Origin of the sequence: Flavobacterium sp. DG1-102-2 (assembly GCF_033042555.1) — a bacterium.
Lineage (GTDB): Bacteria > Bacteroidota > Bacteroidia > Flavobacteriales > Flavobacteriaceae > Flavobacterium.
In genome coordinates, this window is record NZ_JAWLIK010000014.1 from 70,243 (window position 1) to 94,680 (window position 24,438).

The 24,438-nt window shown below is 40.0% G+C and carries 25 protein-coding genes; 11 read left to right on the top strand and 14 right to left on the bottom strand.

Going from position 1 to position 24,438, the window contains the following annotated elements:
- Positions 1–519, bottom strand: a complete 519-nt coding sequence (locus tag R1T16_RS16890) for a hypothetical protein (RefSeq protein ID WP_317502312.1) — start codon at positions 517–519, stop codon at positions 1–3.
- A gap of 382 nt (positions 520–901) precedes the next feature.
- Here R1T16_RS16890 and R1T16_RS16895 point away from each other — a divergent pair, with 382 nt between their 5' ends.
- Positions 902–1,285, top strand: a complete 384-nt coding sequence (locus R1T16_RS16895) for a nucleoside triphosphate pyrophosphohydrolase family protein (RefSeq protein WP_317502313.1) — start codon at positions 902–904, stop codon at positions 1,283–1,285.
- A gap of 105 nt (positions 1,286–1,390) precedes the next feature.
- Here R1T16_RS16895 and R1T16_RS16900 read toward each other — a convergent pair whose 3' ends face one another.
- Positions 1,391–2,458, bottom strand: coding sequence for a branched-chain amino acid aminotransferase (locus tag R1T16_RS16900; protein WP_317502314.1), 1,068 nt, complete (start codon positions 2,456–2,458; stop codon positions 1,391–1,393).
- A 211-nt stretch (positions 2,459–2,669) separates the two neighbouring features.
- On the opposite strand from R1T16_RS16900, the gene R1T16_RS16905 reads away from it, so the two are divergent.
- From R1T16_RS16905 to R1T16_RS16920, 4 genes are all read left to right on the top strand, one after another.
- Positions 2,670–3,317 (top strand): DUF4920 domain-containing protein, encoded by a 648-nt coding sequence (locus tag R1T16_RS16905; RefSeq protein WP_317502315.1) that lies wholly within the window; start codon positions 2,670–2,672, stop codon positions 3,315–3,317.
- A complete protein-coding gene (locus tag R1T16_RS16910; RefSeq protein WP_317502316.1) occupies positions 3,317–3,766 on the top strand; it encodes a hypothetical protein in 450 nt (149 codons plus the stop codon). Before R1T16_RS16905 ends, R1T16_RS16910 begins: the two co-directional genes overlap by 1 nt.
- The gene (mnmD, locus tag R1T16_RS16915) at positions 3,767–4,429 is read left to right on the top strand and encodes a tRNA (5-methylaminomethyl-2-thiouridine)(34)-methyltransferase MnmD (RefSeq protein WP_317502317.1); all 663 of its coding nucleotides are present in this window, start codon (positions 3,767–3,769) and stop codon (positions 4,427–4,429) included.
- 138 nt (positions 4,430–4,567) lie between these two features.
- Positions 4,568–4,765: a hypothetical protein gene (locus R1T16_RS16920; RefSeq protein ID WP_317502318.1), complete on the top strand. Its 198-nt coding sequence runs from the start codon at positions 4,568–4,570 to the stop codon at positions 4,763–4,765.
- A 38-nt stretch (positions 4,766–4,803) separates the two neighbouring features.
- Here the strand turns inward: R1T16_RS16920 and R1T16_RS16925 are convergent, their stop codons facing one another.
- Positions 4,804–5,757 carry a LysR substrate-binding domain-containing protein gene (locus R1T16_RS16925; RefSeq protein WP_317502319.1) on the bottom strand — a complete coding sequence of 318 codons (954 nt, stop codon included), beginning with the start codon at positions 5,755–5,757 and terminating at the stop codon, positions 4,804–4,806.
- Positions 5,758–5,875: 118 nt separating this feature from the next.
- Here R1T16_RS16925 and R1T16_RS16930 point away from each other — a divergent pair, with 118 nt between their 5' ends.
- The 4 genes from R1T16_RS16930 (at position 5,876) to can (ending at position 9,129) form a co-directional block, all read left to right on the top strand.
- On the top strand, positions 5,876–6,376 hold the full coding sequence (locus R1T16_RS16930) for a DNA starvation/stationary phase protection protein (protein ID WP_317502320.1): 501 nt from the start codon (positions 5,876–5,878) through the stop codon (positions 6,374–6,376).
- 57 nt (positions 6,377–6,433) lie between these two features.
- The gene (locus R1T16_RS16935) at positions 6,434–6,721 is read left to right on the top strand and encodes a hypothetical protein (protein ID WP_317502321.1); all 288 of its coding nucleotides are present in this window, start codon (positions 6,434–6,436) and stop codon (positions 6,719–6,721) included.
- Positions 6,722–6,802: 81 nt separating this feature from the next.
- On the top strand, positions 6,803–8,452 hold the full coding sequence (locus R1T16_RS16940; protein ID WP_317502322.1) for a SulP family inorganic anion transporter: 1,650 nt from the start codon (positions 6,803–6,805) through the stop codon (positions 8,450–8,452).
- Positions 8,453–8,460: 8 nt separating this feature from the next.
- Positions 8,461–9,129: a carbonate dehydratase gene (can, locus tag R1T16_RS16945; protein WP_317502323.1), complete on the top strand. Its 669-nt coding sequence runs from the start codon at positions 8,461–8,463 to the stop codon at positions 9,127–9,129.
- A gap of 130 nt (positions 9,130–9,259) precedes the next feature.
- Here can and R1T16_RS16950 read toward each other — a convergent pair whose 3' ends face one another.
- Positions 9,260–10,456, bottom strand: coding sequence for an LETM1-related biofilm-associated protein (locus R1T16_RS16950; protein ID WP_317502324.1), 1,197 nt, complete (start codon positions 10,454–10,456; stop codon positions 9,260–9,262).
- A 206-nt stretch (positions 10,457–10,662) separates the two neighbouring features.
- Between R1T16_RS16950 and R1T16_RS16955 the strand changes: the two genes are divergently transcribed.
- Entirely contained in the window at positions 10,663–11,265 is a 603-nt protein-coding gene (locus tag R1T16_RS16955; RefSeq protein WP_317502325.1) for a DUF4142 domain-containing protein, read from the top strand.
- Between the two features lie 17 nt (positions 11,266–11,282).
- A complete protein-coding gene (locus tag R1T16_RS16960; protein ID WP_317502326.1) occupies positions 11,283–11,447 on the top strand; it encodes a lmo0937 family membrane protein in 165 nt (54 codons plus the stop codon).
- A 225-nt stretch (positions 11,448–11,672) separates the two neighbouring features.
- On the opposite strand, the gene R1T16_RS16965 is transcribed toward R1T16_RS16960, so the two are convergent.
- The 10 genes from R1T16_RS16965 to R1T16_RS17010 form a co-directional block, all read right to left on the bottom strand.
- Complete coding sequence (locus R1T16_RS16965; protein WP_317502327.1) at positions 11,673–13,472, bottom strand: acyl-CoA dehydrogenase family protein; 1,800 nt, start codon at positions 13,470–13,472, stop codon at positions 11,673–11,675.
- 109 nt (positions 13,473–13,581) lie between these two features.
- Complete coding sequence (locus tag R1T16_RS16970) at positions 13,582–14,769, bottom strand: acetyl-CoA C-acyltransferase (protein WP_317502328.1); 1,188 nt, start codon at positions 14,767–14,769, stop codon at positions 13,582–13,584.
- A gap of 124 nt (positions 14,770–14,893) precedes the next feature.
- Positions 14,894–17,284 (bottom strand): 3-hydroxyacyl-CoA dehydrogenase/enoyl-CoA hydratase family protein, encoded by a 2,391-nt coding sequence (locus R1T16_RS16975; protein ID WP_317502329.1) that lies wholly within the window; start codon positions 17,282–17,284, stop codon positions 14,894–14,896.
- Between the two features lie 66 nt (positions 17,285–17,350).
- On the bottom strand, positions 17,351–17,809 hold the full coding sequence (locus tag R1T16_RS16980; protein WP_317502330.1) for a MarR family winged helix-turn-helix transcriptional regulator: 459 nt from the start codon (positions 17,807–17,809) through the stop codon (positions 17,351–17,353).
- 329 nt (positions 17,810–18,138) lie between these two features.
- Entirely contained in the window at positions 18,139–19,134 is a 996-nt protein-coding gene (locus tag R1T16_RS16985) for a hypothetical protein (RefSeq protein ID WP_317502331.1), read from the bottom strand.
- A 97-nt stretch (positions 19,135–19,231) separates the two neighbouring features.
- Positions 19,232–19,603, bottom strand: a complete 372-nt coding sequence (locus R1T16_RS16990; protein ID WP_317502332.1) for a DUF2750 domain-containing protein — start codon at positions 19,601–19,603, stop codon at positions 19,232–19,234.
- A gap of 396 nt (positions 19,604–19,999) precedes the next feature.
- Positions 20,000–21,154 (bottom strand): DUF3095 domain-containing protein, encoded by a 1,155-nt coding sequence (locus R1T16_RS16995; protein WP_317502333.1) that lies wholly within the window; start codon positions 21,152–21,154, stop codon positions 20,000–20,002.
- Positions 21,155–21,197: 43 nt separating this feature from the next.
- Entirely contained in the window at positions 21,198–22,991 is a 1,794-nt protein-coding gene (locus R1T16_RS17000; protein ID WP_317502334.1) for an AMP-dependent synthetase/ligase, read from the bottom strand.
- 237 nt (positions 22,992–23,228) lie between these two features.
- On the bottom strand, positions 23,229–23,417 hold the full coding sequence (locus tag R1T16_RS17005) for a hypothetical protein (protein ID WP_317502335.1): 189 nt from the start codon (positions 23,415–23,417) through the stop codon (positions 23,229–23,231).
- A 96-nt stretch (positions 23,418–23,513) separates the two neighbouring features.
- The gene (locus R1T16_RS17010; RefSeq protein ID WP_411162039.1) at positions 23,514–24,374 is read right to left on the bottom strand and encodes a hypothetical protein; all 861 of its coding nucleotides are present in this window, start codon (positions 24,372–24,374) and stop codon (positions 23,514–23,516) included.
- Between the last annotated feature and the right edge of the window lie 64 nt (positions 24,375–24,438).

The window sequence follows — 24,438 nt, forward strand, 5'->3', positions numbered from 1 at the left end:
TTAGGCTTTGTGAAAACGGCTTACACCTGTTTTTTTTGGAGTAGTACCTGATATTATATTAAGGTTTTCCTGAAAGTTTCCTACAGTAATAACACGTGTAACCAATTCTTTTACCATTTCAAACAACGCTTCGGCATAGCTTTGGATTTCGGCAGGATCAGCTGTGAAATTATACAGGCTTATCACAATTGCATCATCTTTTGTTACGCAATCAAATGCCGAATATCCGGGCATACTGCTAAGCTGCGTTAAATTGCTTAGTGCACAATCATACGAATGCTCGCCCAGTGACGCCGGTGTTTCATAAGATGTGTTAATATTTTGAACGTTGACAAAGATAGCGTTATACTGCGTACCCTTGTCATTTTGCGAAATGTCAAATGCTTTAAAGGCATAAGGATTATCAGTTGGCTCTTCGCGAAGATAAATTTTCAGGCTTATTTCCTGATTATCAAAATAACTGTTTGTTGAATTTACAGTGTATACAGCACCTGTAATTTCCGGATTCTCATTCTCCATTTTGTGTGTGTGTAAAATTTTATTGGTAGTATTATCTGCAAATATCTTAAAGTATACTTAAAAAAAAATCCCCATCAATGGGGATTTTGTATAAAAAAGTAACTAAATTTTCCTACGATTATTCCTTTAGGAATATTTTTACGATAAACAGTGCGCCGATGAACGCCAGAAAACACAATAATATTTTATAACTGCCTCTGTAATATTTCTTGTGTAGTAAAAGATCCTTGCGATACACATAGATCATAGCAATGATAAAAACTACTATAAAAAATAACGCGAAGTACATCTGGCCTGTCGTAAACATGTTGAAATCTTTTTTGCAAATGTACAATAGTATGCCTTTATTTTTAGCTATTTTTAGTGCACAAATTTTATAAAAATGAAGAAACAGTTAGACTCTGTAAAAGAATTTCACACTTCTTTTGGGGTAGGGGTAAGCGAGCTGCCTAAGGCATCGCTGGGCGAAGCCGTTAATATGCTGCGATATAACCTTATGAAAGAAGAAAATGAGGAATACCTTGAAGCCGTACAAAACGATGACCTTGTAGAAATTGCCGATGCACTTGGCGATATGCTGTACATTTTATGCGGCACGATAATAAGCCACGGGCTGCAGTATAAAATTGAAGAAGTATTTGACGAGATCCAGCGCAGCAACATGAGTAAACTGGGAGCCGATGGAAAACCCTTATACCGCGAAGACGGCAAAGTGATGAAAGGGCCAAATTACTTTAAACCAAATTTTGAGGAAATACTGAAGTAGTTTACGTAATTCTATAAATTAAAAAGTGGCCAGTATACAGCTAAACCGTTTACTAACCACTTGCTATATTAATCGCTTGGCAGACTGAGTACTAAATACTGACTACTAAACCTTTACCGTCCACCCAAAGGTGTCTTCGGCTAGTTTGTATTGTATGTTATTCAGTTTATCCTTTAGTTCTAAAGCTATGCTGTTTTCCTGTTTAGGGAGTTCATAGTATTTATCCTGGTAGCTAAAGCCAATAATAGGATTAACAACTGCGGCTGTTCCTGCCCCAAAAATTTCTTTAAGCGAACCATCATTTGCGGCTTCAATAAGTTCTGACACAAGTACCGATCGTACTTCTACCTTAACGTTTTCGCGTGCAGCAAGTTCAATAAGGCTTTTGCGGGTAACTCCGTCAAGAATCCTCTCACTTGTAGGTGCAGTATATAAGGTGTCATTTATCCTGAAGAATACATTCATTGTGCCCGCTTCTTCAAGTTTTGTATGAGTAGCATCGTCTGTCCAGATAACCTGTTGGAAACCTGCTTCATTAGCCAGTTTTGTTGGGTAAAACTGTCCGGAATAGTTTCCTGCAGCTTTTGCAGCGCCTATACCTCCATTTGCAGCACGGCTGTAATGTTCAGCAATGATAACTTTTACTTCGCCTGAATAATATGATTTAGCAGGAGAAAGTATGATCATAAAGCGGTATTGTGTAGATGGAGCAGCAATGACTCCAGACCCTATAGCAATCATGAAAGGGCGGATGTAAAGAGAATTGCCTTTTCCTTTTTTAACCCATTCTTTCTCTATCTCAAGTATTTTTTTAAGTCCGCCAATGAAAACCTCTTCGGGAACTTCGGGCATAGCAAGCCTTATCGCCGATTTGTTAAAACGGTCAAAATTCTGATCAGGCCTAAAAAGCCATACATCATCATTTTCATCTTTGTAAGCCTTCATGCCCTCAAAAATAGCCTGTCCGTAGTGGAATACTTTAGCAGAAGGGTCTATCAAAAATGGCTCATAGGGTTTAATTACGGGTGTTTCCCACGCTCCATTCCTGAAGTCGCAAATAAGCATGTGGTCTGTAAAGGTGTTGCCAAATGGCAGGTTTTCAAAATCTACAGTGCTTATTTTAGAATTTTCAGCCTTGTTGATGATAATATCGTTAGTAGCGTTATTACTCATTAAATTTTGTTTTCGTGTTTAATATGTGTAGTCGTGTTATTGCAAACTTACTAAAAAATGTGCTGTTAATCCTCTTTTAGAATAATTTTGAACGGCTATAAATTAAATCGCTGAAAGAAAGTGCAATAAAAACGCGAAATAAATCTCAAGAACTTGCGGGCTCGAAGTTTCTGCATAAATTTGTCACATAAAACCAAATTTTCGTTAAATAATGAGAAAATCAATTGTAATGGCTGCTGTCGTGATATTGCTAGCGGCATGCCAAGAAAATAAAGAATCAGAAGTTACTACTGAAGAAACGACTGTAACAGAAACTCCTGCTGATACAAGTGCAATTGTAGCCGATACCGTAGCTGTGACTGAAACAGTTAAGGAAGCTGAAGCTCCACAAGTAATAAAAACCAAAGAGAAAGCTTTTGATGTCGTAGAAGCTGCGCCTGTTAAAGATGTAAAAGTAGACTATGCTTCTTTTGGCGATAAGATACTTGCCGATAAGGCTATCTCTAAAGAAGAGATGATGAAAAAATACAAGTCGCTTAAAATAGGAGATACGCTTAATGTAAAATTCAAGTCTAAGGTAAATGCCGTATGCCAGAAAAAAGGATGCTGGATGGCATTGCAGCTGCCCGGAGGTAAAGAGTCTTTCGTGAAGTTTAAAGATTATGCCTTTTTTGTACCACTTAATGCTGCCGACCAGGAAGCTATAATCAGCGGAAAGGCTTTTGTGAGCGAAACATCAGTTGCGCAGCTAAGGCATTATGCTAAAGACGGCGGAAAATCTGAAGCTGATATCGCAAAAATAACCGAGCCTGAATTTGAGTATAAATTCATGGCCGATGGCGTTTTAATCAGCAAATAATGAAGCATTACTTAGTTATGTTCCTTGCTGCTGCCTTTATGGCTGCAGGCTGCAAAAAAGAAACGGAAGCCGTAAAGGCACTACCGGTACAAAAAGCGCCTGCAAAAAAGGAGTTTAAAATGTATAAGATGTCTGAAATGGCTGCCCTTATGGAGCAGATGTATGTAGACAACATGAGGTTAAAGGAACGTATTGCAACCGGAGATACTATAGGTAACTTTCCGCAGCATTTTTTAAAGATCCATGCTTCGGCAATGACCGATGAAAGTGAGAATGATGCTTTTTTTAAAGTGCAGGCTGCAAAGTTTCTAAAAGCTCAGGAGCTTATTTATAAAGATTCGCTTAATGCCAAAAAACATTTTAATGATGCTGTTTCTACATGTGTAAAATGCCACGAGCAAAAATGTGAGGGGCCTATACCACGTATCAAAAAACTTTATATCAAATAATTGAAAAGAGAAATTATAACCACAGGCGACGGATCGGTAACTATTTACCTTCCCGAAATGAAAGAGAGCTATCACTCTAAGTTTGGCGCCATACGTGAAGCATATCATGTATTTATACAAAGTGGGCTGGCCTTAACAAAAGGACAGCCCATTGCTGTTTTGGAGATAGGTTTTGGTACCGGGCTTAACGCTTTTATAACATATCTTGAAACTGTGAAAACGGGGCAGCAAATACATTATACCGGGGTGGAGGCTTATCCGGTGGTTAGTGAGGAAAGCCTGCAGCTAAACTATGTTACAGAGTTAAATGCTGAAAAGCAAAAAGAAGATTTTGAAAAGATGCATATTTCAGATTGGGGGGAGCCGGTTGTATTATCTCCTGACTTCACATTGACTAAAAGGCAGCAGTTTTTTCAGGATATAGATGATAATGAGGTTTTTGACCTGATCTATTTTGATGCTTTTGGCTACCACTACCAACCGGAATTATGGACTGTCGACATCTTTAAACGTATGTACGCTTCATTGAAAAAAGAAGGTATTCTTGTAACGTATGCATGCAGAACAGTTATCAAAAAAGCCATGATTGAAGCAGGTTTTACAGTAGAAAAAATTGCGGGGCCACCCGGAAAGCGAGAAATGCTAAGGGCTTTCAAGTCTTAATGATTTGTTAATAAATTATTGTATTTAATAGAAATCGTTGTTAATTTTCAAAACTATTTCGATTTCGCAATATATTTTTGTTACATTTACATATTCGTTCTTATCACCGGTAACTTAAAAAATACAACTTGCTATATCATGACCAGACCTATGTTTAGCTACACAAAAACGATTTTGGAAAGCGTTAGTTTTGACCCGAAACTATTTTGTAAGGAAGTGGAAAAAGCAATTAAAATACTTTTACCTTATGAAATTGAACAACTTATAGAATGGCTTAATAACTTTACAGTTGAAAAACCAGAATTAAAAGCCTGCCTTATGTATGTTGAGCAATAAAAAATAAATGGAGCCTTAGGGCTCCATTCTTATTTTAACTAGTTTGTCTTTTTATGCAGCGGACTCGTTATCTCTACATTCTGGAATGCGATGGCTCCTTTAACCACTCCTGATATGGTACTCCTCAATGCTTCTATAATATGCAGCTTCAGTTCTTTTTTAGAATAGATAAGGCTTACTTCGCGAGACGGTTTCGGTTCTTTAAACTGACGAAGTTTTTCTTTATGCTTGCTGTCCATGTCGAGAGTATGCAGATAGGGCAGCAGGGTCATACCCAAGCCTTCATCAGCTAATCGTACCATGGTTTCAAAACTTCCGCTTTCTATCTGGAAATGATTTTCTGTAATCAGCGATGTCGCTTTGCAGATGTTTAGCACATTGTTTCTGAAACAGTGGCCGTCCTGTAATAGCAACAAATTGTTCAGGTTAGCTTCAAGGTCTTCAACTTCAAATTCTTTCTTTTGAAAGGCAGGATTGCTCTCCGGTACATAGGCAACAAAAGGCTCGTAATATAAAACGATCTCCTTGATGGTTTCTTCGTTAAGCGGCGTAGCGGCAATAGCGGCATCCAGTTGGCCGTTCTTAATCATTTTGATGATCTCTTCTGTTGGGCGCTCTTCTATGATAAGGTTTACTTTAGGGTATTTGTTTATAAAGTTGGCTATAAACATTGGTAACAAAGTTGGCATTACGGTAGGTATAATGCCCACTTTAAAATCGCCGCCTATATATCCTTTCTGCTGGTCTACGATATCTTTAATACGACCCGACTCATTTACTATGTTTTTTGCCTGCTGAACTATCTGCTGGCCTACATCAGTAAGCTGAATCGGCTTTTTGCTTCGGTCAAATATTTGTATATCCAGTTCTTCTTCAAGCTTTTGGATCTGCATACTAAGCGTAGGCTGGGTAACAAAACATTTTTCGGCAGCAAGCGTAAAGTTTTTGTGTTCGGCAACGGCAAGTACATAGTGGAGTTGGGTAATAGTCATTATATAGATTTTTATGATAAAATTATAAAAACTATTGATATTTCCTATATCATAAATTATTAATTTTATTTAAATTTATGCTATAAAACTTACATCGACAAAAACAAAATAATATATCATGAAAACGAAAAAAGAAACAGAAGCCACGAATATACTGGGATTGCCGGTAAAAGAAACAGAAGTAATTGCAGCAGAACTTAATATACTGTTATCTAATTTCCAGGTGTATTACCAAAACTTAAGAGGTATACACTGGAACATCCGAGGAAAGCGATTTTTTGACCTTCATGTAAAGTTTGAAGAATTATACAACGACGCACAACTTAAGATAGACCTTATTGCAGAGCGTGTGCTTACCCTTGGCGGAACACCACTACATACTTTTGAAGACTATATTAAAAACAACAGGCTCGAAGTAGGTAAGAACGTATCTAAAGATACAGATGCAGTACACCTTATTATTGCCTCAATTGCCGATCTTCTTAAAATAGAAAGGGTAATACTTGATGAGACCGATAAGATAAGCGACGAAGGAACGAATTCTATGATGAGCGACTTTATAAAAGAACAGGAAAAAACCATGTGGATGATGAAAGCATGGAGTGAAGAAGAAATTTAACTGTTAGCTGTTTTAAGTGCAGATTTTGCATATATTTATATGTATATTTGCTGCATTATGAAAATTATTGTAAACATAGTATTAGTGCTATTCCTGACATTTTTAGCAGCTCCTACTATTGTGAGCCTGCTTCAGGAAGATACTGATATGTCTATGGCTTACAGGTTTACAGAAGAAGAAATACAAAAAAATATAAATGAGGTAAAGGCAGGTCCCACATACACGGAATTGCGTTTACCTTTTTTTATTCCGTTAAAGAAAACTTCTGCTGTTATCTCTTTTGATGATGCCAAGCATAACAATGTTTCGGGGGAGATACACTCACCACCACCGAATATAGTATAAATCAACTTGTCGCCCTTTTGGCAGCTGAGCAGGTGCATTGTGCACCTGACAGCATAATTGTATTTATATTTTTTTTCGGTTATGACAAAAAAGACAACTCTTTTTGGCAGCCTTAAGACCGATTTTCCATCTGGTCTTGTGGTATTTTTAGTAGCGTTACCATTGTGCCTTGGTATCGCGCTGGCTTCTAATGCACCTCCGTTATCCGGTGTCATATCGGGTATAATAGGTGGTATTGTAGTAGGCTTTCTCAGCAAATCGCATATCAGCGTTTCGGGTCCTGCTGCAGGTCTTACGGCAATTGTGCTTACTGTAATTGCAACGTTGGGCTCTTTTGAAGCCTTTCTGCTTAGTGTGTTCCTAGCAGGTGTTTTCCAGTTAATTCTTGGATTCATTAGGGCAGGAAGCATCTCAAATTACTTTCCGTCTAATGTTATTGAGGGTATGCTCGCGGGTATTGGTATCATTATTATCCTTAAGCAGCTGCCGCATGCTGTAGGCTTTGACGCCGACTTTGAAGGCGATGAGTCTTTTGTTGAGGCTGCCGGTGGTAATACATTCTCCTCAGTATTAGGAGCGCTAAACTATTTTCATTTAGGGGCTATATTCATAACGGTAGCGTCTATCACTATACTAATACTTTGGGATAAGGTTCCTGCATTAAAGAAACTGAAATTAGTGCCGGGTGCGCTGGTAGCGGTAATAGTTAGCATTATCCTGAATGAAATTTTTATAAGGACCGACAGCAGGCTGGAAATTGTGCAGACCCACTTAGTAAAGCTGCCTGTGCCGCAATCTTTTCAAGAATTTAAAGGTATTTTTGTTACTCCTGATTTTTCTGTGATCCGCAATGTAGAAGTATGGATTACTGCAGCTACCATTACGGTAGTAGCTTCTATAGAAACACTCCTATGCATTGAGGCTTCAGACAGGATGGACGTGCAAAAACGCTATACTGATACCAATAACGAGCTTAAAGCGCAGGGTATAGGCAACATGATCAGTTCGCTGCTGGGCGGCCTGCCAATGACATCTGTAGTGGTGCGCTCTTCGGCTAATGCCAATGCAGGTGCAAAGACTAAAGCATCTACAATACTGCACGGTGTACTGCTGCTTATATGTGTGCTTACCATTCCGGCACTGCTCAATAAGATTCCGTTGGCAACACTAGCTGCGGTACTTATACTTGTGGGTTATAAGCTGGCTAAACCTGCAACAGTTATGCACTTTTGGCATAAAGGCAAATACCAGTTCATACCATTTATTGCTACTTTATTGGCCGTAGTGTTTACGGACTTGCTTAAAGGCGTAGCACTAGGTATGATAATAAGCGTAATATTCATTTTGCGAGGTAATCTTAAAAGGGCATATAATTTCAGGAAAGAAGAATATGCCGAAGGCGATATAATCCATATTGACCTGGCGCAGGAAGTATCTTTTCTTAATAAAGCGGCCATAAAAACTACTTTAAACAGTATACCCGAAAACTCAAAAGTGGTTATAGATGCGTCTGACACGGTTTATATTGCCCATGATGTGCTTGATCTTATAGAAGAGTTCAGGGATGTTAAGGCAAAAGAAATGAATATAAAAGTAAAACTAAGGGGGTTCAAAGAAGCGTACGAACTTGAGAATTCCGCTTTAGGAAAGCAAAATGTGTTTGTAGAACACAAGGAAAGAAAGAATAAAATTGATAAAGAAAATACCTCTGCAGATGCAGATACCTTATAAGATATACTATGGGAGATATACACGACCACGTACATACAAGTGCTGAAGAATTTTATAAAAAGATAATTGATAATAATAAAGTATGGTCTGAAACTAAATTGAATACAGACCCTGAATACTTTGCAAAACTGGCGAAAGGGCAGTCGCCGCCATTATTATGGATAGGATGTTCAGACAGCCGCGTCCCTGCTAACGAAGTTATTGGTGCGCAGCCGGGTGAAGTGTTTGTACACAGAAACATTGCCAATATGGTTATCCATTCAGACATGAACATGCTTAGTGTTCTTGATTATGCGGTAAATGTGCTAAAGGTACAGCATGTTATAGTTTGTGGACATTATGGTTGTGGTGGTGTAAAGGCAGCAATGGGTAACCATTCAATAGGGCTGATTGATAACTGGATAAGGCACATTAAGGATGTTTACAGGCATCACCACACCTACCTGAATTCTATACTGGATGAGACTGACAGGTTTAATGCTTTTGTAGAGCTTAACGTCAAAGAACAGGTAAGCGACCTGGCTAAGACCTCTATTGTTCAGAATGCATGGAAAAACGGTCAGGAGCTATGCCTGCACGGTTGGGTTTACGGACTTGATAGCGGTATCGTAAAAGACCTTGGGGTTAATTTTTGCGATAATGGCGATCTGGACAAAGTACACCAGCTTCAATTTTAATACTCTTTATTTAATTTTTGATAAGAGAACCGCTTCCCGTAAAGGAGCGGTTTTTTATTAGTCAAATATGCTCAGGAACACGAATAATGCGCCTAAGATCATCCATACTATAAAAGGTTTCTTTTCAGGCTTACTCATTGTCAAGGTTTTCATTAAAAACCGTTGGCAGCAATTGAGGGATAAATTTAATTAGAAGCGGAAGCAATAAACTGCCGCCCGGCAATAAGAAAATAGTAAGCGAAGGAACCGTTTTGCAAATCTCAAGCAATTGCTTTTTAATTTTTTTCTTTTCTTTTTCGTCAAGGCTGCGGTGGGTAGAATGCGTAAGCAGCAGCATTAGTTCGCCGTTGTTAGACAACTCTTTTATTAACCTGTTCTTGTTTCGGTTAATGAGCAGCATAACGTTTTGCGAGGCATGGTCGTAAAAATGCTTTACAGGATTGCTATATCTGAAAAAGGGCAGCCCTTTGCGGTTCAGCTTAATAAAAACGTCAAACGAAGCGATACTTTCGGCAGCAATGTCATCATGCATCTGCATCTGTTCTGACAGTTTATAGAGAAATTCAATTTCGGTTTTCTGGGCTTTGCCATCGCTCCAAATCGCCATTCCGGCCATATCCAGAAGATAATTCTTTTCGGGTTTCGAAGCGAAGTAGTCAAGCTCCAGCTTCTCCAGGCTATCGGTATCTATTTTTGAGAATTTTGTATAGCGTACAGATGATTCAAACAGCTTGATGAGCAGTTCATCGTATGTAGATCTTTCTTCTTTCGTTTTTAACGCCAGCGACACGATACTCATTACCGTTTCCTCAAGCTTCTTAAGATACTTTTGAGGAATGTCTTCATTAATAAGATATTGGCGATACGCCAAAACATCCATAAACAATAAGGCATTAGTAAGTATGTGCGAAAAGCTTCGGCTTAAGATATTATCGTTCGTTTGGATTCGCTCATCTAATATTTCTTCCAGCTGATGGCTTTTTGATGATGCAGGCAGTACTTTCTTAAAGAAGTCGAAACCTTCGGGTGTCATTTCTTTATAGAAAGTGATTAGGCTGTCTATAAAAACCTGATGTTCATCTGTTTTGTTTACCAGCCTGTAAACGTCATAAAGGGTATTCAGCAGGGCGACTTTTGTAATTTCTTCAGTGGTCCATCCTTTGGTTTCCTTTGCATCTATATTGCTAAAAGACACCACATGGCCATATATAAACCCGCTATCCCTAACCGATCTGTAAAAATCGTGGGAGTTGGCATAAACAGGAAGCTTGTTTTTTAGTTGGGCAAAAAACTTAGCGATCCAGCCGCTTGCTGATGGGTTTATCATTTGTGGAAATTATACTGCAAAACTATGCTTTTTTAAGCATCCGGCAACAGTTAAATAAAACCTATAATTCATTTCGTTTTTAAAGGAAGATAATTGTTGTTTTAATATTTTGCTAACACTGTATTGTGATATCGCTAACAGGAGCGCGCTATTTTATGTGTTAATTTCGTAAAGAACAAATTATAACATCAAAAACTTACCCTATTATGAAAAGGACATCACTATTTAGTAAAGCGCTTCTTGGAGCAGCTGTAGTAACATTATCTTTCGGAATGCAGTCTTGTAAGCAGGAGCCAAAACAGGAGGATCCTAAAGAAGTTGCCGAAGATGAAAACGAAGCAAAATTTGACAATGTAGATGAGGATAAAGAAAAAGACTCTGATTACCTTGTTGCTGCTGCTGAAGTAGATATGAAAGAAATTGAACTTGGTAAACTGGCTCAGACAAAAAGTACTAATGCAGATGTAAAAGCACTTGGTAAAATGATGGTGGATGCCCACACAAAATCACTTGCTGACCTTAAAGCTGCAGCTGCTAAGAAAAACGTTAGCCTGCCTGCTTCGTTAACTGAAAAAGGACAGGATGCATTTAAAGAACTTAATGACAAAACAGGTCATGATTTTGATAAGGCATATACTGATAAAATGGTAGAAGGCCACGAGAAAATGATCGAAAAAATGCAGAAAGCTTCTGAAAAAGCTGAAGATGCTGACGTAAGAATGTGGGCTGCTAATATGCTTCCTGAGCTAAACAAACATCTTGAGCATGCTAAGATGGCTAAAGAAAAAGTAGATGCTATAAAAGCATAACAAACTAAAAAATTGCTATGAGAAATTTATTATATATAGTTGCCGTTATACTGGTTGTCATTTGGGCGCTGGGTAGTTTTGCCTATCACGTGGGCAGTGCATTTATTCACTTGTTACTTGTTGTGGCCATAGTGATGATAGCACTGAATTTACTAAGGCGAAAAAATCCGCCCCTGGACTAATATCCAATTAGGCAATTATGATAAAACCCCGCAATGTAATATATTGCGGGGTTTTAGTTTTTTAATATCGGTATTGAAATGTTATAGCAAATATTAATAGTCGGATTGGACTAAGGGAAGGTGCTTCGTTATTCTCAATGACTGAAACATAAATGATTTTTAATTTACTAAAAAAATAAACCCTGCCGTAAAGCAGGGTTCGAAACAAACTAAAAACTGAAATTATTAATAAGCGTAGTGTCCTTCGCTTACGATTTTAGCTGCAATGGTTTCTCTCAAAGCCACTACATTAGGCATATTATTGTATTTTGTATAACGCTTAAGTCCCATAAGCATCATGCGCTGCTCGTCACCTTCAGAGAAAGAAGCGATACCCTCCTTACCTTTACTATTTACAATGTCTACTGCTTTATATAAGTAAAGCTGCGCCATTGCGATTTGTTCTTTCACGCTGTCAGCACCTTTTTTCTTAGCCAGTTTTTCGGTACGTAACAGTACCGATTCTGCCATATAGATCTCGATAAGGATATCAGACGCCGCCATTAGCAATTGTTGGTGCTCATCAAGCGCAGGGCCATATTTTTGTACTGCCGAACCTGCAACCATAAGGAACGCTTTTTTCAGCTTGGCCACCATTTCTTTTTCTTCTGCAAAAAGTTCAGAGTAGTCAGGAGTGTCAAAAGACGGAATACCCATAAGCTCTTCGGCAACTTTCATTGCAGGGCCTAAAAGGTCAACGTGTCCTTTCATAGCTTTCTTAACAAGCATACCTACTGATAGCATACGGTTGATCTCGTTCGTACCTTCATAGATGCGCGCAATCCTTGCATCCCTCCAGGCACTTTCCATAGGAGTATCTTCAGAGAAGCCCATACCGCCAAAGATCTGGATACCCTCGTCTGCACAATTCTGCACATCTTCAGATACTGCTACTTTGAGGATAGAACATTCAATAGCAAACTCCTCAACACCTTTAAGCTCTGCATCCTGATGCGACTCCCCATTGGCAACACGCGCATGGATGCGGTCTTCAATATTTTTAGCAGCCCTGTACGATGCGCTTTCGCCTGCATAACAGTTGGTAGCCATCTCTGCAAGTTTAGCACGTATAGCGCCAAAATTAGCAATAGGGGTATTAAACTGAACACGCTCGTTAGCATATTTGGCAGCAGCCGATGTTACCCTTCTCTGGGCATCAAGGCAGGCAGCAGCCAGTTTAATACGGCCTACGTTAAGCGCATTCATAGCGATCTTAAAGCCATTGCCTCTTTCTGAAAGCATATTTTCTACCGGTACTTTAGTATCGTTAAAAAATACCTGGCGTGTAGAAGACGCTCGTATACCTAGTTTATGTTCTTCTTCACCAAGAGAGATTCCGTTAGACGGGTCATTCTCTACGATGAAACCTGTAATGTTTTTATCATCACCAATTCTTGCGAATACAATAAACACGCTGCAAAAGCCCGCATTAGATATCCACATTTTCTGGCCTGTAATCTTGTAATGTGTATCGTCTTCAGAAAGTACCGCCTTGGTTTTTCCTGAGTTTGCATCAGATCCTGCGCCCGGCTCAGTAAGGCAATACGCGCCAAACCATTCACCCGAAGCAAGCTTAGGTACATATTTAAGTTTTTGTTCTTCAGTTCCGTACAAAGTAATAGGCATTGTACCAATACCTGTATGCGCACCAAAAGCAGTTGAAAATGAACCTGTTGCCCCTGAAATATAATCGCAAACCAACATGGTAGAAACGAAGCCCATACCAAGACCGCCATATTCTTCAGGAACCGCTACGCCCAGAAAACCAAGGTTTCCCGCTTTGCGCATGGTTTCTTCGGTAAGTGCATAGTCTTTTTTCTCAAAACGTTCTTTATTAGGCCATATTTCACGGTCAACAAATTCTTTAACCGCGTCACGCATCATTATCTGTTCTTCCGAAAAATCTTCAGGCGTGAAAATGTCCTCGCTTTTAGTTTCAGTAACTAAAAACTGACCTCCACGTGCTAAATTTGCTATTTCTGCCATAATCAGCCCCTAACCCCCAAAGGGGGAACTCCTGTAGGGGTAACAGGGTTTTAGTTATTATTAGTTGTCGTATGCATATTTTGTAATTCCCCCTTTGGGGGTTAGGGGGCTAAAGTATTTCGTAAACCCCGGCAGCACCCTGTCCGGTTCCTACGCACATGGTGACCACACCATATTTGCCTTCATTGCCACGGCGTTTCATTTCGTCGAATAACTGAACTGATAGCTTAGCACCGGTACAACCCAGTGGGTGGCCTAATGCGATTGCACCTCCGTTTACGTTTACGATATCAGGGTTAATGCCCAGCTCACGAACCACAGCAAGTGACTGCGATGCAAACGCTTCATTAAGTTCGAATAGTTCAATATCGTTTAACTGAAGCCCTGCCATTTTAAGTGCTTTCGGGATGGCTTTTACCGGACCGATACCCATAATCCTTGGCTCGACACCTGCAGCTGCATAGCTTACCATACGGGCGATAGGTTCAAGCTTAAGTTCCTGCACCATTTTTTCCGACATTATCATTACAAAGGCAGCGCCATCGCTCATTTGCGATGAGGTACCTGCTGTAACGCTGCCATCGGCAGCAAATACAGGTTTAAGCTTGCCTAAAGCTTCTAAAGAAGTATCTGCCCTTGGGCCTTCATCTTTAGTTACCGTATATGTTTTGGTCGCTTTTTTACCATTTTCGTCTACATACACCTGCTCAACAGTGATAGGCACTATCTGGCGGTCAAATTTGCCTTCAGCCTGGGCTTTAAGCGCTTTTTGGTGTGAGTTATATCCAAATAAGTCCTGGTCCTCACGCGATACATTAAACTGTTTTGCAACAGCTTCTGCCGTAAGGCCCATTCCCCAGTAATAATCTTCGTGGCCTTCTTTGGCCGCTCTGTAATCCGGTACCGGTTTGTAACCACCCATTGGAATATAGCTCATGCTTTCAGCACCTCCGGCAATAATACACTCGGCCATGCCTGATTGTATTTTTGCAGTCGCCATAGCAATAGTTTCTAACCCCGATGCGCAGTAACGGTTTACGGTAACTCCGGGAACATCATCAACTTTAAGTCCCATAAGAGAGATAAGTCGTGCAAAGTTTAATCCCTGCTCAGCTTCCGGCATGGCGTTACCTACCATTACGTCGTCAATTCTTGTTTTGTCGAAATCAGGCAGTTCATTCATAATGAACTGTATGGTTTCAGCGGCCAGTTCGTCAGGCCTTTTAAAGCGAAACACACCTTTAGGCGCTTTGCCTACGGCTGTTCTGTATGCTTTTACTATATATGCTGTTTTCATATTGGCCCCCTAGCCCCCAAAGGGGGAACTCCTATTAGGGGTAAATAGGATTTATATTATTATATGCAAAAAGTTCAAGAACGGAATCTACTTCCTCTAATTCCCCATTTGGGGTTAGGAGGCTTTAATTTCTTAGCGGCTTCCCTTTAGTTAGCATAAACTGAATTCTCTCAAGAGTCTTTCTTTCACCTGTAAGCGATAAAAAAGCTTCCCTTTCAAGGTCAAGAAGATACTGCTCAGTAACCAGTGTAGGTTCAGAAAGGTCGCCACCGGCCATAACATAAGCCAGTTTGTTAGCAATTTTCTTGTCGTGCTCAGAAATGTAGTGTCCGGCTTCCATACTGTCAGTCCCTACTAAGAACATACCCAGTGCCTGTTTGCCCAGTACTTTTACATCTTTACGGAGTACCGGTTGCGTATAGCCTGCTTCGGCAAGTAACTTAGCGTGTTTTTTAGCTTCGGCAATCTGCCTGTCTTTATTTACCACTATAACATCTTTTCCTTTCTGAAGGATGCCAAGGTCGTACGCCTCGTAGGCAGAAGTTGAAACTTTGGCCGTACCAATGGTCAGGAAATACTCCTGCAGCACGTTTAGCTCAACGTCATTTTTACGGAAGGTATCAGATGCCCTTAAAGCCATCTCTTTAGATCCTCCACCACCGGGGATAACCCCAACGCCAAATTCTACAAGCCCGATGTATGTTTCTGCGGCAGCAACAACCTTATCGGCGTGCATGCTCATTTCGCATCCACCACCAAGGGTCATACCGTGCGGTGCAACTACTACAGGAATAGAAGAATAACGAACGCGCATCATTGTATCCTGGAACATTTTGATAGCCATATTAAGCTCATCATATTCCTGTTCAACTGCCATCATGAATATCATCCCGATGTTTGCACCTACAGAGAAGTTGGCTGCCTGATTGCCTATAACGAGTCCGTCATATTCTTTTTCGGCAAGGTCTATGGCTTTGTTAATGCCCTGAAGCACACCGCCGCCTATAGTATTCATTTTTGAGCGGAACTCCAGGTTGATGATACCATCGCCCAGATCCTGGATGATTGCATCGCTGTTGCTCCATATTTTTTTCGTTTCACGGATGTTATCCAGGATAATGAATGCATCCTGCCCCGGAATTTTGATCTGCGATTTTGATTTAAGGTCGTAGTAGTATTTAACACCCTCTTTAAGGGAGTAAAAGCTTTTGCTTCCGCTGGAAAGCATTTCGCTAACCCACGGTGCAACAGTAAGGCCTTCGGCCTGTATAAGCTCAAGCCCTTTTTCTACGCCTACAGCATTCCAAATTTCAAACGGGCCATTCTCCCAGCCAAAACCGGCTTTCATGGCATCGTCTATTTTATAAAGGTCGTCTGTAATTTCAGGAACGCGGTTAGAGACATAAGAGAACATACCTGCAAAGTTCTTGCGATAAAATTCTCCTGCTTTATCAGTACCTTTAATAAGCACTTTAAAGCGATCTATAGGGTTTTCTATCGTTTTGGTAAGTTCCAGTGTAGCGAATGATGCCTTTTTACCCGGACGGTATTCTAAGGTATCAAGGTCAAGGGTAAGAATGTCTTTGTCTACTTTTTTGTAGAATCCCTGTCCAGATTTACTGCCAAGCCATTTGTTGGTCATCATTGTATCGATAAAGCCGGGAAGCTTGAACAGTTCGTGTACTTCGTCGTTAGGGCAGTTCTCATAAATACCGTTGGCAACGTGTACAAGGGTATCAAGGCCAACAACATCTACGGTACGGAAGGTAGCCGACTTAGGGCGGCCAATAACCGGACCTGTAAGTTTATCTACTTCTTCTACCGTAAGGCCCATTTCCTTCACCTGGTGGAAAAGGCTCATGATTCCGTAAATACCTATACGGTTGCCTATAAAGGCAGGAGTATCTTTTGCAACAACAGTTGTTTTGCCTAAAAATTTCTCCCCGTAGTTATTTAGGAAGTCCAATACTTCAGTAGAAGTTTGCGGACCTGGTATAATTTCAAAAAGTTTTAAGTAGCGTGGCGGGTTAAAGAAGTGAGTACCACAAAAGTGTTTCTGGAAATCTTCGCTGCGGCCTTCGCTCATAAAGTTGATAGGAATACCCGAAGTGTTTGATGTGATAAGCGTTCCGGGTTTACGGTATTTTTCTACCTGTTCAAAAACTTTCTGCTTAATGTCAAGCCTTTCTACAACAACTTCGATAATCCAGTCTACGTCGGCAATTTTTGCCATATCGTCTTCGGTATTACCTGTTTTAATCCTTTCGGCAAACTTTTGGTGGTAAATAGGAGAGGGTTTGGATTTGAGGGAGTTAGCAAGGTGTTCGTTAACTATCCTGTTCCTTACAGCTTTGTTGTCCAGCGTAAGTCCTTTTTTTTGTTCAGCTTCGGTAAGTTCTCTTGGTGGGATGTCCAGCAAAAGCACTTCAACACCTATATTTGCAAAATGGCAGGCAATTGCCGATCCCATGATGCCGGAGCCTATTACGGCAGCCTTCTTAATAGTGCGTTTCATTTATTTTGTTCTTTTTTAGTTTGGCGGATGCCCTGGCTAAATCGTCAAAACCTCCGCATTTGTTTGTTATTCAGTTGGTTCGTTACTATCGTTGTTAAATATCAGCTTTTCAGATATCAGCTCATTTATTATATCGGCTACTTCCATAAAGCTCTCCAGTTTTTCCTGAGAAACATGCTGGCGTACCACTTCATTAAACTTAAGCACCCTGTCGCGCGACAGCTCTCTTTTCTCTTTGCCCAGCTTGGTAAGGTGTATCAATACGCCACGGCCGTCAACCGGGTTTTTCTTTCTTACTATTAGTCCTTTTTCTTCCATCGACTTCAATGTCCTAGTAAGGCTTGTAGGCTCCATGCCCATTTGCGGCCCAAGTGCTGTAGATGGTATTCCATTATCTTTATCAATGGACAGTAAAGCAAATCCTACCGACATGCTGGCACCGTACTTTGAGGCTTCTTCGTTATACATTCTTGAAACTGCCTGCCATGTAGCCCTCAGCGCGTAGTCTATTGTTTTCTCTTTCATAGGATATTGTTTTTCAAATATACAAAATGTTTATTATGCACGCATATTAAATTCGTAAAAAATTACCGTTAATTAAAAACCTCAGTGTTTTTAATGTGTATATAGTAAATATAATAAAATATTTTGAAGAATATGGCAACAAAAACTCCCGCCGAAGCAGGAGTTGAGGTTATTTTGTTGCATATTTAACAGTTAGGTAATCATTCTGTCTCTTTAGGAGAAATGTACCGGGTAGGGACGTGGTTTGTGAGGCATACCTTATTTTCAGAAACGTAATTTTCTCTTTCTGAAATGTACATGATGCCAACTGCCTTTTATCACTTAGGATATTATCTCTTACGCGATTTTGCCTTACCGTTCTCATCCAGAAAGCCGTACATGCCATATCTGCCATTGCTGCCCGGCACCTGGGCAAAAGCTCTGTAAAAAATATAAGGCTGGCTTCTGTCAAGGTCAGGAAAATTGTCTTGAATGTATACTTTTACATTTACATATTCTGTAGTAAGGTCAGGTACATTGTCCATAGGAATCCAGCTGCCATAATGTACTGCTGTGTATAAGCCTTTTTTATAGTAAGCCATATCAAAAGCAAGTAGCTGAGATGCAGGATTCGTGTCTTGTATATTAACGGGGAATTTTCCGTGGCGGGATTCCAATTGTTTAAACAGTTTATTTCGGTAATCCTTTTTTTCAGATTCTCCGTCGAAAACAAAGTCTTTTCCGCCGTTAATAATTAAGTTGAGCGCGCCATTAGCAAATACAAATGCATCAACAGTAAATCCCTTAGCTTCTTTTTCTTTTGCTAATTCATACATATCGTCAGCGCTATATCCAAAGAAAGAATAGCGTACAGGCACTACCTTATCTATCTTCCATTTTTTTCCGGTAAGGCCATACACTACAGCCAGCAGATAGTGCTGCTGTTCATTAGCATGTACTTTCAGGATTGAAACATAAGACTCTTTTTGTGTATTGGCAAAATGCAGCGTATAGCCATTTTTATCAGAATGCAGTTCATGATTTTTAATACCGTCCTGAGTGACATGAAACTCGTCCATAACTACTACCTCAGACTGTATCTTTGGACTCCAGTATATGTCTTTTAAGGGTTTTGTTTTCTTGCTGAGATGTGCGTAAAAATCCTCTGAACCTAAAACATAATAGGTACTATTCTCGTTTGTTCGTACCGCCATGGCAATACTGTCACTTTTTACCTGAAACGATTTTCGCAAAGCAGACTCTATTTCATTATTTGTCAGCACATCAGTAGAGCTGCAGTTAACAAATAGTGGCGCAGTAAAAAGCAGCATTAAAATTTTTTTCATGTTTGTTTGAGTTGGCGGGTACAAAAGTATATTTTTCCAGAATATAAATTTGTAGTATTTTCAGGATGATATTTATCTTAAGAAGTACCTTAAAGATTTACAAATACCGATTGATATCGATAACAAACTCACTTAATGTAACTACACACCCAATCCTGCTGTCTACAGGGAATACATTAATACCGTAATTGTTCTGCCTTACGATCGGTATAAGAATATCCTGCAAGGCATCAATGTCTAATTTAAACGGAATACAGTCTGCCCAGTCAGGAGTAAGGTTGCTTTCTATATGGGCTTCATCACACCATAATGAGATAACGGTAGTGTTGTTCACTTCAAATAAAGCAAATACGCCATCGGGATCAATTAATGTCCAAAGTTCCTGATTGTCGGCAATCTTGTTTATAAAATAGTCGTACCTGTCTTTAGGAGAAAGTTCTGATATTGTATCGTAATTATCGGTAGTCATAAGGCATTTAATGGTAGCGCGAAGATACTAAAATCAAAAACCGTATGTAATTGAATATTCGCGGTGCTGCCGGTTACTAAAAAAAATAATCAAAGAGAATAATAGTCAAAGCAGGAGTTATAATTCCAATATACAGAAACAACGATTTGACGCTGAACTTGTCTTTGTACCAAAAGAAAAGGGAAGCTAGCGGAATGCCTGCGAGCATTAAAAGCATTGGTATGCTCAGTAACTCAAAGAGGGCACCTGTTACGGGATAAGTGTAAACATCAAACGTATTAACCGTTATCCAAAATGATATTACTATGATAAATAATGCAATAAGCAGTAATGGTTTTGATATTGAAGAAGATTTCATTATTCCGGAAGTTTATTGATAAAGGTAAAGAAATTCTGTTAGTTTTTCAGTTTTGCCTTGAGTACTCTTGCGGCTTGGGTATAGCCACCATCCGAACCATCTACAAAGTGTATGTGGTCGTCTTCAAGATTTCGTACATAACACGACATTACCGATGCACTGCTAATGTGCAGGCCATATACTATATCCCCGTTATTTTCCATTTCATCTAATAGTTTTTGCATTTTTGCCCTTTGTGCCGCTGTTCCCGTAATTACGGTGTTTATCTTTCCGTCTATTACCAGCGTGTCAGACATTTCTACGATGCTTTTCAGGTAGCTTTTGCCTTTATTGGTACTAAAGTACAGATACCATGAAAAGGTTACCAGCCAGTTTTTAATCAGCTCCGGCCATTTTATGCGCCCCAGTTGTACGCGCATTTCCAAACCCAGCCTCCTGAAGGTTGTCTTTAGTTTGAGCCTCGCAATAGATATTGGCTGGCGTGCCTCTTGTGTACCATAAAGTTCGTCCAGTTTTTGGAGTATCTTCTTAAAGGCTTCAGCTTGCTTATTTACATCTCTGGCGATAACGAGCAACGTCACAATTTCCTGCTTGTTTTGCGGGGGCGGTATAGTATCCCAACGGCACTGCATACCGGTAAGGTCTAATTCTTCAACCTGTGGCTCGTGGTCTGTAACCAAGTAGTCTTCGCCTTTAATTATCTTTTCGGCATAATCCAGTCCACCGCCTAACACAATCGGGATGGAAAAATGTTCAGAACTGCTGAATTTAGCAATTCTTATTTCGTGTCCGTTGGAATAAATGTCAGCAACAGTTACAGAACCTGTGCGCAGGTTGAGGTTAAAGTTGGCAAGTGTATTCGCCCTGTAAGAGACCAGCGCCTGCATGACTTTGTCAATAAGAGAAGTGGGGACTATAAACGTGGCGCCATCACCGCCAAAGAAAAACGGAACGGTAACATTCATGCTAAAAGCAATATTAAGCACCGTAACGATACTGCCGGCCGCGATGAGGTTAACGTCCTGATGGCTTCCGCTCAGTACTGCCTGAGTTGAGCCTTTAATATCGGTAATGATAACATGCCAGTCTTCAGGGATGGCAGCAAACAATTGTGTACCTGACAGCAGTTCACACAGGGGAATCCTGTTGACTTCAAGTTCAGAATAAAATTGATCGTTGCTATCGTTGCTCATTACACTACTAAAAAAACTCTCCGCCGTGGCGGAGAGTCATTTCTTATTTTTCTTTATCGGTTGCGCCGTCCCTGTATATCTTGTCATACAGTTTCTGGTACTTTTCTTTAATCGCTTTACGTTTTAGTTTAAGAGTAGGGGTCATTTCGCCGCCGTCTACACTCCAAATGTCAGGGGTAATCTCAAATTTCTTTACCTGTTCCCAGTGGCCGAATTTTTTGTTGATTTCTTCAACTTCTTCCTGAACCCTGTCGTGTACCTCTTTGCTGTCGGCAATATCTTCGTTACTGCTCAGGCTAAGGCCTTTACGTGATGCCCATTGTTTTACAAACTCAAAGTCGGGCTGAATAAAGGCTGCAGGCATTTTCTCGCCATCGCCAATAACCATGATCTGCTCAATAAAGCGCGACTGTTTCATGGCATTCTCTATAAGCTGCGGAGCAATATATTTACCGCCAGATGTCTTGAACATTTCTTTTTTCCTGTCGGTAATTTTCAGGAAGCCTTCATCGTCAATAAGGCCTATGTCTCCAGTATGAAAATAGCCATCAGTGATAACCTCGGCAGTTTTTTCAGGATCGTTAAGGTAGCCCATCATTACGTTAGGACCTTTGCAAAGGATTTCGCCGTCTTCAGCAATCTTTACTTCGACACCTTTTAACGGTTTGCCAACGGTGCCAATCTTAAAGCCCCTGTTGCGTTCGTCATTCACAGCGATAACAGGTGACGTTTCGGTAAGTCCGTAACCTTCCATAACAGGAATTCCTGCTGCTGCAAATACCCTGGCAAGCCTTGGCTGTATAGCCGCGCTACCGGAAACCATAAGTCCAAGGTTACCGCCAAGCCCTGCCTTCCATTTAGAGAAGATAAGCTTGCGGGCAAGCCAAAGCTTAAAGCCATACCACGGACCGTTAGCACCATTAGGCTCATATTCATGGCCTACATCTACCGCCCAAAAGAAGAGTTTTCGTTTTATGCCTGTAAGGTCGGCACCTTTAGCAATTATCTTGTCATATACCTTCTCAAGAAGGCGAGGAACCGCAGTAATAACAAACGGTTTGGTTTCTTTTATGTTGTCACTTACTTTTTCTATAGATTCTGCAAAATACGTAGATACACCATAGTACTGGTATAAATATAATATCATCCTTTCATAGATGTGGCATATCGGTAAAAAGCTCAGCGCTTTACTGTTTCCGGCCTCAAACGGAACCCTGTCGCCGCTCATTAACACGTCAGAAACAATGTTTTTATGCGAAAGCATAACGCCTTTTGGCCTTCCTGTTGTACCCGATGTGTAAATAACAGTTGCGAGTTCGTCTTCTGTAATTGCATTTTTAAGCGCATCAACGTCGCTTTGGTTAGACGTGTCTTTACCAAGCTCCAATATCTCACTCCAGTTCTTGCAGCCGCTCACTTCGTTAAACGAATATATTTCCTTGAGTTTAGGAACTTTTGCCCTTACCGATTCTATTTTTTTATATAATTCCTCATCAGACACTATACAATATAGTGCTTCAGAATGATTTAGTATGTATTCAAAATCTTCTTCGCTTATGGTAGGATATACCGGTACGTTTTGTGCGCCGGTCTGTAATATGCCAATATCGCATACATGCCACTCGGTCCTGTTGTTAGACGATATAACGGCAATCCTGTCATTTTTCTTGACACCAAGGCGAAGCAGCCCACGCGAAAAAGCGTTAGACTTATCAATATATTCCTGAGTTGAGGTTTTTACCCACTCGTTTCCATATTTAGTAACCAGTGCATCAGGCAGGTTGTATTTTTCCAGCTGATGGTAAGGAAAATCAAACAGGCGTGTTATAGTTGTCATAGTTATTTGTAGTGTTTGTTCCTGCAAATTATGAAAAAAATATATATGTATGCCTAAAGTTATAAATTATTAAAAAATAAATTACTAAAATTATAATTCTGTTATCACGGAGTTTATTATAGGTTTTTGGGTATCTTATTCCTTTCATCTTAAAAAGGCTTTTAGATGGATTTTTGACCTAATCAAATTTCAATGAATTGAAAAATGCCTTCAATCAGAAGACATTTGGAATATTTATTATTTTGATTTGTTTTGACCCGGGGCATATTTTTTTGCACTCTTGTCGCCATTCATTTTTTTAGCCTGTCCAGGAGGAATTGGCTTAGATTTTACCGGGGTACCTGTTCTTACAGAAGTGCTGCAACTTGTTGCTGTCAGGGTAAGCCCAATCAGTAAGAGCAAACAAAGTGTTGTTTTTAGTTTCATGTTATGTCGTTTATGTTAACACGAAGTTACATGAAATTAGTTTACAATTGTAAAAAGCCGCTTAAAAGCGGCTTTCATCTTTATAATAAAAAATATCTATATCCTGAAGATTCCTCCAAAAGCGATAACCCTTTGTAAAAATCCAAAACGATGATCTGCCCTGTCAGGCCCCTTGTGTGTTGTGCGAACGTCATACATATCTATATATCCGCCTTTAATCTCTCCCGTAACAAAAAAGTACTTGAGAAAGGTGAGGTTGATACCCGCTTTTGCAGATACACCAAAACCTGCAACGTGAAATTCGTCGTTACGCTTCATGCCAAGTACTTTTGCATTAGTTCTTGGATAAAGAATCCCGGCACCTACGCCTTCGGTAATATTAACCTGAAAGATGTCGGTATTGGCTATGCAGAAAAGTTTAGAGATATCGTCTACACGATTAAATTCGGTGTTCAGGTAATTGAGTCCGTCGGTATGCTCAAAATCAAGAAAATCCTCGGTAAGCACTGTAGGCGTTCCCTTATATGTTCCGTTGTACACATAACCGGGATGACCTTCAGGCAGGTTGATCGTACCGTCAATATTGGCAGTCTGTCCTGTTCTCATTACATATTTCATGTGGTCGAAACCTAATGAAATATTGTAATGGTCTGAAATAAAATAGCCAATCCTGAAATTGGTCTGTGGAATCGTCAATCTTGAAGGGTTGATGTAATCTATGTTCCAGCCTTTGGGCTTATCGTCGGCTTTGGCATTTTGGACTGTAAAATCGTAGCCCTCTCCTTTAAAATGAATATCAGATCTGGTGTAAGATTCTCGGTTGCCTCCCCAATAGAAGTAGAATTTTCCTTTGTTGTGTGCGGTGTATTTTTCAGGTTCTGTTGCCACTCCCTGGGCAATGGTGTACTGTGAAAAAATACAAAAAGATAGTACAACCAGTAGTAATGGTTGTTTCACGGTAATAGGTAAAGAATTAAATTATTTATTCGGTTATTGCTAAGCAACGGACAGCTGACTTGAG

Bases quoted from the DNA above. Each gene is read 5' to 3' on its own strand.
- R1T16_RS16890 (WP_317502312.1), bottom strand. From the start codon at position 519: ATGGAGAATGAGAATCCGGAAATTACAGGTGCTGTATACACTGTAAAT.
- R1T16_RS16895 (WP_317502313.1), top strand. From the start codon at position 902: ATGAAGAAACAGTTAGACTCTGTAAAAGAATTTCACACTTCTTTTGGG.
- R1T16_RS16900 (WP_317502314.1), bottom strand. From the start codon at position 2,458: ATGAGTAATAACGCTACTAACGATATTATCATCAACAAGGCTGAAAAT.
- R1T16_RS16905 (WP_317502315.1), top strand. From the start codon at position 2,670: ATGAGAAAATCAATTGTAATGGCTGCTGTCGTGATATTGCTAGCGGCA.
- R1T16_RS16910 (WP_317502316.1), top strand. From the start codon at position 3,317: ATGAAGCATTACTTAGTTATGTTCCTTGCTGCTGCCTTTATGGCTGCA.
- R1T16_RS16920 (WP_317502318.1), top strand. From the start codon at position 4,568: ATGACCAGACCTATGTTTAGCTACACAAAAACGATTTTGGAAAGCGTT.
- R1T16_RS16925 (WP_317502319.1), bottom strand. From the start codon at position 5,757: ATGACTATTACCCAACTCCACTATGTACTTGCCGTTGCCGAACACAAA.
- R1T16_RS16930 (WP_317502320.1), top strand. From the start codon at position 5,876: ATGAAAACGAAAAAAGAAACAGAAGCCACGAATATACTGGGATTGCCG.
- R1T16_RS16935 (WP_317502321.1), top strand. From the start codon at position 6,434: ATGAAAATTATTGTAAACATAGTATTAGTGCTATTCCTGACATTTTTA.
- R1T16_RS16940 (WP_317502322.1), top strand. From the start codon at position 6,803: ATGACAAAAAAGACAACTCTTTTTGGCAGCCTTAAGACCGATTTTCCA.
- can (WP_317502323.1), top strand. From the start codon at position 8,461: ATGGGAGATATACACGACCACGTACATACAAGTGCTGAAGAATTTTAT.
- R1T16_RS16950 (WP_317502324.1), bottom strand. From the start codon at position 10,456: ATGATAAACCCATCAGCAAGCGGCTGGATCGCTAAGTTTTTTGCCCAA.
- R1T16_RS16955 (WP_317502325.1), top strand. From the start codon at position 10,663: ATGAAAAGGACATCACTATTTAGTAAAGCGCTTCTTGGAGCAGCTGTA.
- R1T16_RS16960 (WP_317502326.1), top strand. From the start codon at position 11,283: ATGAGAAATTTATTATATATAGTTGCCGTTATACTGGTTGTCATTTGG.
- R1T16_RS16965 (WP_317502327.1), bottom strand. From the start codon at position 13,472: ATGGCAGAAATAGCAAATTTAGCACGTGGAGGTCAGTTTTTAGTTACT.
- R1T16_RS16970 (WP_317502328.1), bottom strand. From the start codon at position 14,769: ATGAAAACAGCATATATAGTAAAAGCATACAGAACAGCCGTAGGCAAA.
- R1T16_RS16975 (WP_317502329.1), bottom strand. From the start codon at position 17,284: ATGAAACGCACTATTAAGAAGGCTGCCGTAATAGGCTCCGGCATCATG.
- R1T16_RS16980 (WP_317502330.1), bottom strand. From the start codon at position 17,809: ATGAAAGAGAAAACAATAGACTACGCGCTGAGGGCTACATGGCAGGCA.
- R1T16_RS16985 (WP_317502331.1), bottom strand. From the start codon at position 19,134: ATGAAAAAAATTTTAATGCTGCTTTTTACTGCGCCACTATTTGTTAAC.
- R1T16_RS16990 (WP_317502332.1), bottom strand. From the start codon at position 19,603: ATGACTACCGATAATTACGATACAATATCAGAACTTTCTCCTAAAGAC.
- R1T16_RS16995 (WP_317502333.1), bottom strand. From the start codon at position 21,154: ATGAGCAACGATAGCAACGATCAATTTTATTCTGAACTTGAAGTCAAC.
- R1T16_RS17000 (WP_317502334.1), bottom strand. From the start codon at position 22,991: ATGACAACTATAACACGCCTGTTTGATTTTCCTTACCATCAGCTGGAA.
- R1T16_RS17005 (WP_317502335.1), bottom strand. From the start codon at position 23,417: ATGAAACTAAAAACAACACTTTGTTTGCTCTTACTGATTGGGCTTACC.